The sequence below is a fragment of the Cupriavidus taiwanensis LMG 19424 genome, from assembly GCF_000069785.1.
Taxonomy (GTDB): domain Bacteria; phylum Pseudomonadota; class Gammaproteobacteria; order Burkholderiales; family Burkholderiaceae; genus Cupriavidus; species Cupriavidus taiwanensis.
Genome location: NC_010528.1, coordinates 1704160 through 1717230, shown reverse-complemented (window position 1 = coordinate 1717230; position 13071 = coordinate 1704160). Strand labels below are relative to the sequence as shown.

Sequence of the window (13071 nt, the reverse complement as noted above, 5' to 3'; positions counted from 1 at the left end):
AAATCGCGCCCAAAATATATTGCGCCGCAGCAGATTGCTTATTTCAGACCTTAGAAGATTGAAATTCCTATATCCGAAAGCTTTGGATAAAATCATCTCAATCAAGAAAGGGCTATAGAGCCCTAAATCAGCCGGGCCGGCACCGCCATGGTGCGTTTGACGATCGGCGTTCTCGCTTGTCTGGCGAGAAAAAATGATTGTCAGGTTCGTAATATTTGTAATTTTTTGTATTTCTGGGGGAAGTAAAATAATGAATAAGCTTCGGCCTGATTAAATAAGCGCAGACGCAAAGCGTCCTATCGGGGCCAGCGGTGGCTCTCGACTTCCCGCGACCGGACTAGCCGCAAGGGCGGCGCCGTGCGCCGGGACACGCCTGTTCCAATTACTCAAAGCAGGGTCCGGGACATTATAAGAACCGATGGAAGCATGCCGCTCGGGGGAGGGGTATTTCGCATCCGTCTATTTTCCTGGCCTGTTTAAAAAACAATGGCATATGACCTCGGCAGTACGTACGCCCATCGCGGCGGCGGCATGCTGCGGCATTTAATATTGGGGGTCCCACTAAGCAGCAAGGGATAAAATGCAGCATTCACGGATGTTCACGCGTCAGGAACTGGACCGGTATTTTGCCTCCTACGTCGGAATGGAGGGCGGCAATCCAAGGGCTGCCGTCTGGATATGCGACCGAAGCCCGGCGTGGTCCGAGCCTATCGTCGCGCCGCTTAATCCGCAGCTGGCACCACCGGCCTGGGACGCCGTGTTTCGCCAACACCATCGACAAGACATGGCCAGGTGGTTCGGCCACCAGTGCGTGGCGCGCATCATGGCGGCCGCGCGCGCCGAGGCGCTTGGGGCGCGGCTCGGCGACAACGACTGGGAACACTACTACTGGAACCATCTCTACTCGCCGGCCGGCGCGGAATTCCGGCTGAGCCTGTTCCCGCTGCCCGCGCATGTCGACGGCAGAACGACGTGGTCCAAGGCGTTCCGGGGGCAGCCGGAACTGATTCCGCAGAAGCGCTATGTCACGTTGTGCCGGCAGGGCGAACGCTTCCGCTTCATCGCCCGGACCTGCGAGCGCTGGCGTCCGAAGGTGGTCATTTGCCTGAGCCACCGCCATGCCGAGGAATATATCGAAGCGTTCTCGCTAGAGGGCATCGCGGGCGAGGAGCACGCGCTGCGGCCGGCGGACCAGGCCAGGCGGCTGCACCTGTTTTCCCGCGGCGAAACGACGTGGATCATCTGCCCGGCCATTGGCGGCAGCGCCGGCATGACCTCGCAGGTCCAGCTCGATGCATTCGGCAAGTTTATCGGCGCGCGCCTGGCAGCGAGCGATTTCAAGCATTGCCTCGAGCTGGATGCGCAGCAACCACCGGCCCGGGTGGATCGCCAGCCGGAGCGGTATGCGGTGCCGCCCGCCGAGGTCGCCGGGCGCGACCTGGGGCATCGCCTCCGGCCGGGGCTTGCCTGGAGCGAACCCGCCGTGACGGGGAATCTCGAAACCTACGCCTGAGTGTGCAGGAAGCGATCAGCCCGCATATCGCCGCTTTGTATCGCCGCTTTGCATCGCCGCTTTGTATCGTCGTATAGGACCTTCCCGGCCCGGATACACGGCGATACACAAGGCCCCGGTTTCAGACACATGCCGCTTGCGTCGGCCTCCTAGACTTGCGTTCGGACTCACACCACGCATACAGGAGAACAACATGCCGAACGCCATCAACCTGCCCCGTCGGGGCTTTCTGGGTGCTGCCGCGGTGACGCTCGCGGCCGGCTCGCTGGGCCTGTCGCGCGCCGCGCGCGCACAGGTCGGTGTGCCGGGAGCCGACGCCTTGCCCACCCTCACGCCGGGCACGCATACGCGCTTTGCATCGATCCGGCAGATCGACGCCGGCGTGCTCAACGTCGGCTACGCCGAGGCCGGCCCGGCCGACGGGCCGGTGGCCTTGCTGCTGCACGGCTGGCCCTATGACATCCACAGCTTCACGGACGTGGCGCCGCTGCTGGCGGCGCGCGGCTACCGGGTGATCGTGCCTTACCTGCGCGGCTATGGCTCGACCACGTTCCTGTCGGCCGACACCCTGCGCAACGGCCAGCCTTCCGCCATCGCCGTGGACATGATCGCGCTGATGGATGCGCTCAAGGTGCAGAACGCCGTGGTGGCGGGCTTCGACTGGGGCGCGCGTACCGCCGACATCATGGCCGCGCTGTGGCCGGAGCGTGTGCGCGCGCTGGTCTCGGTCAGCGGCTACCTGATCGGCAGCCAGGCCGCCGGCCGGCAGCCGCTGGCGCCGGAAGCCGAGTTGCAGTGGTGGTACCAGTTCTATTTCGCCACCGACCGCGGCCAGGCTGGCTACCGACAATACACGCACCAGTTTGCCAAACTGATCTGGAAACTGGCGTCGCCGAAGTGGAACTTCGATGACGCCACGTTCGCGCGCAGCGCCGCCGCGCTCGACAACCCCGACCACGTCGCCATCACCATTCACAACTACCGCTGGCGGCAAGGCCTTGCTGCCGGCGAGGCCCGGTTCGACGCGATCGAGCAGCGGCTGGCCACGGCGCCGACCATCGGTGTGCCGACCATCACCATCGAGGGCGATGCCAACGGCGCGCCGCATCCGAAGCCGAGCGCCTATGCCGGCAAGTTCACCGGCTGGTATGAACACCGGACCCTGAACGGCGGGGTGGGGCACAATCCGCCGCAGGAAGCGCCCACGGCGTTCGCGCAGGCAGTGATCGACGTCGACCGGCAGGCGCCACGGCATGGCTTGCGCGGCGCTGCATGACCGCTGGCGCAAGGCCTGAACGCAACGCTGCAAGAGCTTTCAAAACGGGGCTTTCAATTCGGCGCGATCATGTTGTAGAATTCGCGCTTCGCTGAACGGCGATATGTTCCCCGATAGCTCAGTCGGTAGAGCGACGGACTGTTAATCCGCAGGTCCCTGGTTCGAGCCCAGGTCGGGGAGCCAAAGTACGCGGGAGTAGCTCAGTTGGTAGAGCGCAACCTTGCCAAGGTTGAGGTCGCGAGTTCGAGACTCGTCTCCCGCTCCAAATCCTCCGCGTGGTCCCACGCCGGAACACCCGCCCATGTGGCTCAGTGGCAGAGCACTCCCTTGGTAAGGGAGAGGTCGGCAGTTCGATCCTGCCCATGGGCACCATTTTCCCTTCCGCTGTATCGGTCCTGCCGCCGGCGTCCGCCGTCGTTCACAGGTCCGCCTCGCCGCGCGTCGCCAGCCTGCGGCTGTGCCGGCGCATGCCGTCGAAAATCGCGTCGGCCACATCCGGCGGAAAGTCTGCCGGCAATGCCGATGCGACTGTGTCGATCACCTGCGCGGTCTGCCCGGTCACGTGGTCCAGGATGGACGCCACCTCGGCGGGCGAGAAGCCGATGCGCTGGCCCTGTGCGAACCAGTGGCGCCGGCGAATCTCGTGGATGGCATAGTGTCGGTTGCTGCCATGCAGCGCCATCGCCAGCCGGGCCTTCTGCGGTGCCAGCTGGTTGCGGCCGCGGCCGATCACCGGGTGCGCCGACAGCACGTCATACAGCGGCGTCGCCTCATACTGGCTGCCCGGCAGGTGGGCGATGCTGAAGTTCTTGGCATGGCCGTCGGTTGCCGCCAGCAGCCAGAACACCACCTGCGCCATGAAGAAATGCCGGCGGTCGGCGGCCGCCGCGCGCGATCCGGACAGGATCTCGGCAATCTGCCGGATGCCGGGTCCACCGTCGGACTCATATTTCTGCAAGGCCGAGGTGCCGGTGGCCTGGCACATGTCTTCCTGCGGCAGGCGCAGCAGCCACGTGCCGCGGCTCGACGGCCTGCGGTCGAAGCGTTCGACCACCAGCGCCTTGGTGCCGGCAAAGCGTGCGATCTCGCACTGCGCCACCGGCAGGCCATAGGCGGCCACGATCTGCGCGCACAGCCATTCGTTTTCGACCGACGTGCGCATGTCGGCGCGCATATTGCCGACCAGTCCGAGCGGCAGCTTGAAGATGTGCGTGGTCGGCGTGCTGCCCTGCGGCAGCTGCCATGTTCCGCGCCAGCGCAGCAGCGCGGTTTTTTCCTGCGCGCCGGCGATCGACAGCCGCAGGTCGTCGATGGGCTCGCGATGGCCCAGCACGGGTGCCGACGTGGTTTCGTGCAGCAGCGTCGCGATCTCGTCCTCGGTGAGCACACGGCCGCTGACCGTCTGCAGTGCCTCGGGCGCTTCGCCGGGCGGCAGCATCTGGATCGCGCCGACGCAGTCGCGCCCCACCTTGGCCAGCAGCGCGAAGGCGTCGGTGCCGCCGGCGCGGTAGCGCGCCGCGATCCGGCGCCGGATGACATCGCTGTCAGGCAGCAGGTTGTCGAAATAGTTGGCCACCGCGGGTCCGCGATGCGGCTGGTTGCCCGGTGTGAATGGCAGCGACAGGGACAGCGGGCGTCCTTGCGGGTCGGCGATCCAGTCTTCGCGATAGACCAGCCGGTCGCCGCCGGCGCCGGTTTCCCAATGGCCGACCGGGATCCCGTTCATCCACAGGTCCAGGCGGTTGCCGTGCCGCGCGCGCGCCATGGTCACCAGTCCTCCCGCGGGCGCCGGCCCGTCGCGGCGCGGGCCTCGCGGACGCTTTCGCGGGCATTTTCGCGGACTTTTTCGCGGACCTTGTCGCTGGCCTTTTCCGGCTGGCTTGCCGTTACCTTCGTCCTGGCCCGCGGCCGGAGCGGGGCGGCATCGCCAGCCTCCGCCTGCGACAGCACCAGCTCGACGCCAAGCACGCGCAGCACCCGCAGCAGCCGTTCGACGCTGGCGGCGGCAGGGTTGGCTTCCAGTTCGGCATAGGTTTGCTGCCGGATGCCGAGGTGCTCTGCCATCATGGCCTGGGTCATGCCGCGGGACTTGCGGAATCCCTGCAGAATCGGTCGCAACTGGTGGATGGTCTTGATGGCGTAGTGCATGGCGCGCTCCCCGACCCGGCGGACGGCCGGACGGCTACAGGATATTACCTGTTGTCCGTATTCACAAGCTTAAGCCTGTAATCCCAGGAAACAGGATATTTCCTGTATTTGCAGATTATCGGGTAAAACCTGTGAAACTTCCGGGGTGCTGCGGCCGCGTGCGGGCAACCGCCGACCACTCGCTTCAGCGATGCGGCAGGCCACGCGACTTGCGCTCCCTCGCGCGCATCGCCAAACCCGCGGCGACTGCCACCGCGGCGAGGACACCAGCGGCCACCAGGAAGTGCAGGGGCTGGTCGATGGCCAGGCTATCGCCGGCAACAACGATGCCGAACGCATAGCCCGCTTCGGCGATGGCCATTGCCGCCAGGAATTTCAGGAAAGGGTAATGCATGGTGCCGAACAGATAGCCGGGAATTTCCGAAGGCACCGCGATGCAGAACAGCAGTACCGCCCAGAACTTCATCCGCTTCGACACATAGCCGCGGTACTTCTCCAGCTTGTCCGCGTAGCCGGTACGGGCGAGCAGCGGACCGGCCAGCCGCCCGATGCCGAATGCGGCGCCGGCGCCCAGCAGCCAGCCGCCCCAAAGCAGCAGCATCGTCAGCGGCTTGCCCCATGCCTCGCTGGCCACCGGCACCAGCACCACGCTCGAGGCAAACGCGAGCATCGCGGAAACGGCCGACCCCACGAAGAAGACCAGCGCCCCCGCTACGGGGTGCTGCGCCATGATTTCACGCGCCCAGTCGACCGCCTGTCCGACCAGGCCCTTGAAGGCCGGCGACATCGCGACCGCGACGACCAGCACGGCGACGGTCGCGACCGCAAGCCAGAACCAGATGCCGCGCCGGACGGCGTGCCGCTTCCCAGACAATGTGGCAGGCAATTTGCTCAGCATATGAAAATTTAGAACACGGGGCCGGGGGCAAAGTTCTGCACGAGTATCGAGCGCTGGTCCCGGTGGACGATGACCCCGCGTCGCGCGCACGCTGCTGCAGGGCGACGGGGCAAGGCAGGTGCCGGCTCGGCTGGGAGTAAGCAGCGTTTAACTCAGGCCCGCACTGGGTGATCATCGATGGACCGGCACGTAACGTTCCAGGCCATCAGCCGATAGATGCCGTTGTCGTGCTCCGTCCGGAATCCGAGCCGCCGGCGCTGCCACGACAACCTGATGTTCGGCATGGGCGGGCTGCAGCAGGGCGTGCGGCTGACGTTAGCGGCGCCGTTCTAGGCGCGCTGACACCGCCATCGCATCGCCTTGGCGCGCGCTGGCGTCTGCTCAGCGCCCCATGCCGGTTCCGGGCGCGCCCCCCGATGGCCCGGTCGTACCGGTACCGCCCGTGCCCGTGCTGGGCGCGTCCAGTCCGCCGCCGCGCGTCGTGCCCGAGCCGCTGACCGATGGCGAACCGGTCGCGCCCGATGGCGCTGCCACGCCCGACGCCCCGGCCGCGCGGCCGGCCCCGGCATCCGTGCCATGCCGCTTGCCGGCCGACGAGCGCGAGCTGCCTTGCTTGTCGCCGCTGGCGCTCTTGCCGCCGCCATCGGTCATGCTGGTGCCGGTTCCGGGCGTGCCCGGGCTGCCTGGCGTCCCGGTGCTGCCCGACGGGCCCGTGCCGGCGCTGCCGCCGCCCGAGCTGCCGCCCGAACCACCGCCCGCGCCGCCAGCGCCGCCAGCGCCGCCCCCGCCGCTCTGCGCCAGGACCCCACCACTCGCCAGTGCCGTACAGGCAAGCCAGGCCATCATCCATGTGCGTGCTTTCATCATCGTCTCCTTGAGTTGGAAGCACCGCAGCCGCAAGGGGCGTTCCACCCTGGCGCGCATGCCGGCGCGCACACGGTTGCAAGGTTTGCCGGTGCGCGCCGGCAATAGTTACCTGAGGCCACATCGGGCAGCGCGGGCGGTCGTGGACCGCGGTATATCGTTACGCATGGCGCCAATCCCGGGCACAGGCATACGGATTGCTTAAGAGAAACAGAAGTCATCTCCGCAGCGGCGGTATCCCTGGAGCCCGCGATGGACAGCCCGGCAACCACGTTCAAGAAATTCGGCGGACTGCGCGGCCGCATGGTGATCGTTGGTTTCGGCAGCATCGCCCGATCCGTAGTGCCTGTGCTGCTGCGCCATCTCGACATCACTCCCGCGCAGATCACCGTGGTATGCCCGCCGTCCAACGACACCGCCGTGGCACAGGAATATGGGATTCGCGTCGTGCCCAAGGGACTCACCGCGGAAAACCACAAGCAGGTGCTGCAGGAACTTGTCGGCGAGGGAGACTTCCTGCTGAACCTGTCGGTCAATGTTTCCAGCGAGGCGCTGGTGCGCTATTGCTGGGAGCACGGCGTGCTGTACCTGGATACCTCGATCGAGCCATGGGCGGGCGCGGCCACGGATCCGGCCGCGCCGCTGTCACGCCGCAGCAACTATGCCTTGCGCGAAGGCGTGCTGGCGTTCCGCCTCGACAAGCGCGACGGGCCCACCGCGATCCTGACGCAGGGCGCCAACCCGGGCCTGGTGTCGGCGCTGGTCAAGCAGGCGCTGGTCAATATCGCGGCGGACAACGACGTCGAGCATGAGCGCCCGGCAAGTTTCGAGGACTGGGCAGCGCTGGCGCGCCAGCTGGATATCCGCACCATCCACATCGCCGAGCAGGACACGCAAATCGGCGACCGGCGCAAGGCCCCCAACGAATTCATCAATACGTGGTCGGTCGACGCCTTTATCGAGGAAGGGATGCAGCCGGCGGAACTGGGCTGGGGCACGCATGAACGGCACTGGCCCGCGGACGCGCGCCGGCATGGTTTCGGCTCGGATGCGGCGGTCTACCTGACGCGTCCGGGATTCGGCACGCGCGTGCGCAGCTGGACGCCGCTGGGCGGCCCTTACCACGGTTTCCTGATCACGGACGGCGAGTCGATTTCGATTGCCGATCACCTGACCCTGCGCGACAGCGGCGAAGTCGTCTACCGGCCGACGGTGCACTATGCCTATCGTCCGTGCGACGACGCGCTGTTGTCGATCGACGAACTGATGGGCAGCGGCCGCAAGCAGGACCACCAGCGCATCCTGCGCGACGACATCGTCGCCGGCATGGACGAACTGGGAGTGCTGCTGATGGGCAATGCGCGCGGCGTCTACTGGTACGGCTCCCGGCTGACCATCGACCAGGCCCGGCAACTGGTGGAGCACAACACCGCCACCAGCCTGCAGGTGGTCGCCGGCATCCTCGGTGGCGTGGTCTGGGCGCTGGACAACCCGCGCGCGGGCGTGGTCGAGCCCGATGACCTGGATTACGAAACCGTGCTGCGCGTCGCGCGGCCCTACCTGGGCGAACTGGTCGGCGTCTATGGCGACTGGACCCCGCTGGCGCAGCACTCGCAGCTGTATCCGCCGGCACGCGACGAAGACCCCTGGCAGTTTCTCAACGTGCGCGTGACCTAGGCGCCGGCCTGCCGCAACCGGAGCCGAAGACAATGTCGGGGCTGCTGCTAAAGGAACTGGGCGTTATCGAGAACTCGTACTACGAGGCGAGCGTCCACCGGCCGGCGCCGAGCCAGCCGCTGCATGGCCGCATGGACGCGGAGGTGTGCGTGGTGGGCGGTGGCTATGCCGGGCTGTCGTGCGCACTGGAACTGGCCGCGCGCGGCTTTCACGTCGCGCTGCTCGAGGCGCAGCGGATCGGCTGGGGCGCTTCCGGACGCAATGGCGGCCAGGCCATCGTCGGCTTCGGCTCGGAAGGCGAGGGCGCGATCGAGCGCCAGTGCCCGGCCGAGGTGGCGCAGGCCGCGTGGGATGCGTCGGTCGAAGGCATACGCCTGCTGGAGCAGCGCATCGCCACCTACGGCATCTCTTGCGATCACGTGCGCGGCTACATGACGCTGGCGCCAAGGCCGCACAAGGTCGAGGGCCTGCGCCGCTGGGTGCGCCATATGCGCGAACGCTACGACTATCCGCTCGAATGGGTCGAGCGCGCGCAGCTTGGCCGCCATGTCGCCAGCGACCGCTTCGTCGCCGGCGCGTATGACCCGCACTCGGGCCACCTGCATCCGCTCAAATACTGCCTGGGGCTGGGCGACGCGGCGCGGCGGCAGGGGGTCGAGGTGTTCGAGAATTCGGCCGCCTATCGCGTCGAGCGCGACAACGGGCCGGTGGTGAAGACGGCGGAGGGCGAAGTGCGATGCAGGCAGGTGGTGCTGGCGGGCAACGTCTACCTGGGCGAGTTCGGTGACCATCTCGCGCCGGAAATCGCGGCACGCATCATGCCGGTGGGGACATACATGATCGCGACCGAGCCGATGGACGCGCAGCGGGCCAGCGCGCTGATGCCGAGCCGGGTCGCGGTATCCGACAACAACCTGATCGTCGACTATTTCCGTCTCAGTGCCGACAACCGCTTGCTGTTCGGCGCCGGCGAGACCTTCAGCGCGCGCCCGCCCGGGAACCTGGTGCAGCGCATCCGCGCACGCATGCTGCAGGTCTTTCCGCAGACGGCGGACCTGAATATCGACTATTCCTGGGGCGGCTTTGTCGATATCACCATGAACCGGGCGCCCGACCTGGGCCGCATCGGCACCAACCTCTACTATGCGCAGGGTTTCTCCGGCCACGGGCTGTCGTTTGCCGGCATGGCGGGCAAACTGATTGCCGAAGCGATGAGCGGCGATGCCTCGCGGTTCGATGTCTTTACCCGCATCCGGCATCATCGCTTCCCGGGCGGCGCGCTGTTCCGGACTCCCGCGCTGGTGCTGGGGATGTGGTACTACAAGCTGCGCGACCTGCTGTAGGGCGCGGCTGGTTACCGCACCGGTGCCGGCGGCGTTTGCACGCCCACGCCATGGACATGCACCATTTTCCCGCCCAGCCAGCCGGATACCACCAGCAGGCCGATGGCGATCGCCGACAGCACGATGGCGCCCGCTCCGGCCCCGCGCATGCGCCACCAGGCGTTGATTACATAGAGCACGACCACCGTCAGGTTGATGCCCATGTGCAGCAGCGCAATGCGGCGGATGCCGCTCGGCAGCGACAGCAGGTCGATCAGACCGGGCAGGGCTGCGAGCAACGCGCCGATGATGCCGCCGACCATGGCATAGAGTGCCACCACCGGCCAGTTGGGACTGTCGCCGCCGAAATAGCGGATCAGGTCGCAGGCAAAGGAAAAGATCCACAAGCCGATGGGGATGGTGATCAGCATCGGATGGATCGGGTGCTTGGCAATGCTGGCGGGGGTAAGCATGGCGACTCCTCTGACGTTCAGGGCGCGCAAGGGCCCTTACGGTTCGCCGCGCCGGCGCGGCGTGCCTCCCCGTTCAATGATGGCGCTGGTCGTCCCGTGTCACATCGACGGGTTCCAGCCCACCTTTCGCCGGACCATGCAGCACCGAGCCATCGACGCCGAAGCGCGAGCCATGGCATGGACAATCGAAGGATTGCTCCAGGCTGTTCCACTGGACCAGGCATTTCAGGTGCGGGCAGGTGGCGTCGAAGGTGTGCAGGCCGTCATCCGCATCGCGGAACGCGGCCACGTGGCGGCCGCCGGCCCTGACCACATGCCCTGCGCCCGGGGCGATGGCATCGAGCGCGACGCCGTCGTCCTTGCCGAGCCAGTCGGCGTACTGGACCACCACATTGGCGTTCTCGCGCGCGTACTCGACCACGGCCGTCAACGACTTGCGGGACGGATCGTAAAGTTCGGCCCAGTCATTGGTGCGGTCCGTGATCTGGTCGCGGATCAGCATGCCGGCGATCGCGCCGTGGGTCATGCCGTTGCCGGAATCGCCGGTCACGACGTAGACGTTGGCATCACCTGGGTTGCGGCCGATAAAGGCGACCCCGTCGACCGGCTCCATCACCTGGCCCGACCACGCGAACACGGGTGCGTCGACTACCGGGAAGCGCTGGCGGGTCCAGTCGGCCAGCCTGGCGAAGCGCTGTCCGGCATCGTCGGCCTGGCCGACCTTGTGGTCCTCGCCGCCGCTGATCAGCAACTGGTAGTCGGGATCGAAGTCGCCGGCGATGCGCACGTAATGGTACGGTTCCAGCGTGTCCCAGAACTGGCTCGGCGGCATGCTGCCGCGCGGCACTTTCATGCCGACCACGAACGTGCGGTACGCCGCCTGCTTGGTATGAATGGCAAAGCGGTCGATAAACGGCGTGTTGGTGGCGACGACGACGCTGCCGGCCCGGATGCGCGCGCCGCTGGCCGTGTCCACGGTCGCGGGGTGGCCATCGCTGACTTCCATGGCCCGGGTCTTGCCATATACCTTGCCGCCCCGGCGCTGGATCGCGTCGACCAGGCCGCCCAGGTACTTCAGCGGATGGAGTTGCCCCTGGCGCGGAAAACGCAGTGCCGAGCGCAGCAGCACCTTGCCGGTCGGCACGTCGCTGGCCCGTTCGACGTCTTCGAGCCCGGCGCGGTGCGCGGCTTCCAGTTCCCTGGCGAGCAGGTCCTCGCCATCGGACGATTCGGCAAAGAGGTAGCCGTCGACGCGCCGGAAGTCGCAAGCGATGGACTCGGCGGCGCAGATCGCTTCCATCCGCGACACCGCCGCCGCGTGGCTGCGCGCCACCTGCCGTGCCGCCTGGTGTCCGAGGTGGCGTTCGACATAGGAGAAATAATCGTCGAAGGCCGTCATCAGGTGCGCGGTGGTCCTGCCGGTCTCGCCTGCGCCGGGTCCCTGCGCATCGATCACGATCACGGCCAGCCCGGCCGCGGCCAGTTCATAGGCGACCGACAGTCCCGCGATCCCCGCGCCGATCACGCATGCGTCGCACTCCGCGTCGCCGTCAAGGGGCGGGCTGGTCAGGGCGGTGCCGGCTGCCCAGTATGAAGTCGTCATGCCGCCTGACCTCCGCTTGTTCTGCCTACGTTTCAGTGATAGGTCAGCGATGCGGGCGCAGGTATCGGGCGCGGTCCTACAGGCCGGCGGCCACGTGGCCATAATTTACCCGGGTAATATTGACTTCTTATTTTATCCGGGTAATATTTGGACATGTTCCTTTTCCTCTTTCGCGGACTTGCCATGACCGGGCCAACGCCTCACCACTTCACCACCTTCGACGGCCACCGTCGCATTGCCTCCGGCCCGCTGCCGGAGAATGCGCTCGCGCTCAGGCGGGCGCTGCAGGCCGGCGCGGCCGGGCCCGTGCTGGTGTTCGACGACAGCACCGGCCGCTCGATCGACCTGGACACCAGCGGTACCGAAGCCGAAGTGGTGGCGCGTTCGGCCGCGCGCGCGGCGCAGCTGGCGGCGCCGCAACTGGCGTCAGGCGGGAGCGGCGAGGTCGGCGAGGGCATCGAAGCGGCCGAGCCGCGCGGCCGTGGCCGGCCAAAGCTCGGCGTGGTAGCGCGCGAGGTGACGCTGCTGCCGCGCCACTGGGATTGGCTGGCCACGCAGCCCGGCGGCGCGTCGGTGGCGTTGCGCAAGCTGGTCGAGCAGGCGCGCCGCGACACTGCCGGCAGGGACCGCAGCCGCGCGGCCAGCGAGCGCGCCTATCACTTCATGGTGGCGATTGCCGGCGACCTGCCCGGTTTCGAGGAGGCGAGCCGGGCCTTGTTCGCCAGCGATCTGGCGGGTTTCGCCCGGCAGATCGCGGCATGGCCGGCGGATGTGCGCGAGCACGCGCTGCGGCTGGCGGACAGCAACGCCTGAGCGGCGCGCTCAAGTCCCGCCGAGCAGGTCGTGCGCATCCACGATCGCGTAGGCGATCTCGGGATGCGCCTCCATGCTGCGGCGGATCGCGGACGGAATCGACTGGCGGATCTTGCGGCACAGCCCCGGTTGCTCCAGCACCTGGATGCTGATGCCGCGCACGGTACGCACGCCGCGCGCGCTGGGCGTAATGCTCAGCACGATGCCCAGCTGCGCCTGCATCAGGCCCTCCATGCGTTGCAGCTCGGCCAGGCTGGTCAGGTTTTCGAGCCGTTCGACCAGCCGTTTTTCCTCGGCGCGCGTCAGGCGCAGCACGCGCAAGTCGGCATGCGGGTCGCTCAGCAGCGCTTCGCGCCCGCAGATGCAGGCACCGGGCGGGCATTCCGTGCGGAGAGGGAACGGCGCGTTCATGGCGGACGCTGGCAGCGGGGCGGCAGGGTTGCGGGGGACGATGGCCGGATATGTTAAATCAGGTTGCCGGCTA

General features: G+C 67.1%; 12 protein-coding genes and 3 tRNA genes. 8 read left to right on the top strand and 7 right to left on the bottom strand.

What is annotated here, in order from left to right:
• Positions 1-595 precede the first annotated feature (595 nt).
• The 5 genes from RALTA_RS07835 (at position 596) to RALTA_RS07815 (ending at position 3161) form a co-directional block, all read left to right on the top strand.
• Complete coding sequence (locus tag RALTA_RS07835; protein WP_115671094.1) at positions 596-1513, top strand: transcriptional regulator; 918 nt, start codon at positions 596-598, stop codon at positions 1511-1513.
• Between the two features lie 193 nt (positions 1514-1706).
• On the top strand, positions 1707-2789 hold the full coding sequence (locus RALTA_RS07830; protein WP_012352895.1) for an alpha/beta fold hydrolase: 1083 nt from the start codon (positions 1707-1709) through the stop codon (positions 2787-2789).
• A 107-nt stretch (positions 2790-2896) separates the two neighbouring features.
• Positions 2897-2972: transfer RNA gene (locus RALTA_RS07825), tRNA-Asn, on the top strand.
• A gap of 6 nt (positions 2973-2978) precedes the next feature.
• Positions 2979-3054 (top strand) — tRNA-Gly (locus RALTA_RS07820).
• Between the two features lie 32 nt (positions 3055-3086).
• A tRNA-Thr gene (locus RALTA_RS07815) sits at positions 3087-3161 on the top strand.
• Between the two features lie 46 nt (positions 3162-3207).
• On the opposite strand, the gene RALTA_RS07810 is transcribed toward RALTA_RS07815, so the two are convergent.
• The 4 genes from RALTA_RS07810 to RALTA_RS07795 all read right to left on the bottom strand — a co-directional run bounded on the left by RALTA_RS07810 (position 3208) and on the right by RALTA_RS07795 (position 6699).
• Positions 3208-4554, bottom strand: coding sequence for a type II toxin-antitoxin system HipA family toxin (locus RALTA_RS07810; RefSeq protein ID WP_025584640.1), 1347 nt, complete (start codon positions 4552-4554; stop codon positions 3208-3210).
• A 2-nt stretch (positions 4555-4556) separates the two neighbouring features.
• Positions 4557-4937, bottom strand: coding sequence for a helix-turn-helix domain-containing protein (locus RALTA_RS30770; protein WP_012352893.1), 381 nt, complete (start codon positions 4935-4937; stop codon positions 4557-4559).
• A 184-nt stretch (positions 4938-5121) separates the two neighbouring features.
• Positions 5122-5811, bottom strand: a complete 690-nt coding sequence (locus RALTA_RS07800) for a VTT domain-containing protein (RefSeq protein WP_012352892.1) — start codon at positions 5809-5811, stop codon at positions 5122-5124.
• 405 nt (positions 5812-6216) lie between these two features.
• Positions 6217-6699, bottom strand: coding sequence for a hypothetical protein (locus RALTA_RS07795; RefSeq protein WP_242405223.1), 483 nt, complete (start codon positions 6697-6699; stop codon positions 6217-6219).
• 252 nt (positions 6700-6951) lie between these two features.
• Between RALTA_RS07795 and RALTA_RS07790 the strand changes: the two genes are divergently transcribed.
• Positions 6952-8376, top strand: a complete 1425-nt coding sequence (locus RALTA_RS07790) for a homospermidine synthase (RefSeq protein WP_012352890.1) — start codon at positions 6952-6954, stop codon at positions 8374-8376.
• A gap of 32 nt (positions 8377-8408) precedes the next feature.
• Positions 8409-9719: an NAD(P)/FAD-dependent oxidoreductase gene (locus RALTA_RS07785; protein ID WP_012352889.1), complete on the top strand. Its 1311-nt coding sequence runs from the start codon at positions 8409-8411 to the stop codon at positions 9717-9719.
• A gap of 11 nt (positions 9720-9730) precedes the next feature.
• On the opposite strand, the gene RALTA_RS07780 is transcribed toward RALTA_RS07785, so the two are convergent.
• Both RALTA_RS07780 and RALTA_RS07775 read right to left on the bottom strand, forming a co-directional pair.
• Complete coding sequence (locus RALTA_RS07780) at positions 9731-10171, bottom strand: DUF2231 domain-containing protein (RefSeq protein WP_012352888.1); 441 nt, start codon at positions 10169-10171, stop codon at positions 9731-9733.
• A 73-nt stretch (positions 10172-10244) separates the two neighbouring features.
• Positions 10245-11774 (bottom strand): FAD-dependent oxidoreductase, encoded by a 1530-nt coding sequence (locus tag RALTA_RS07775; RefSeq protein WP_012352887.1) that lies wholly within the window; start codon positions 11772-11774, stop codon positions 10245-10247.
• A gap of 183 nt (positions 11775-11957) precedes the next feature.
• On the opposite strand from RALTA_RS07775, the gene RALTA_RS07770 reads away from it, so the two are divergent.
• Positions 11958-12587, top strand: coding sequence for a DUF2239 family protein (locus RALTA_RS07770; RefSeq protein ID WP_012352886.1), 630 nt, complete (start codon positions 11958-11960; stop codon positions 12585-12587).
• Positions 12588-12596: 9 nt separating this feature from the next.
• Here RALTA_RS07770 and RALTA_RS07765 read toward each other — a convergent pair whose 3' ends face one another.
• On the bottom strand, positions 12597-12998 hold the full coding sequence (locus RALTA_RS07765) for a hypothetical protein (RefSeq protein ID WP_012352885.1): 402 nt from the start codon (positions 12996-12998) through the stop codon (positions 12597-12599).
• Between the last annotated feature and the right edge of the window lie 73 nt (positions 12999-13071).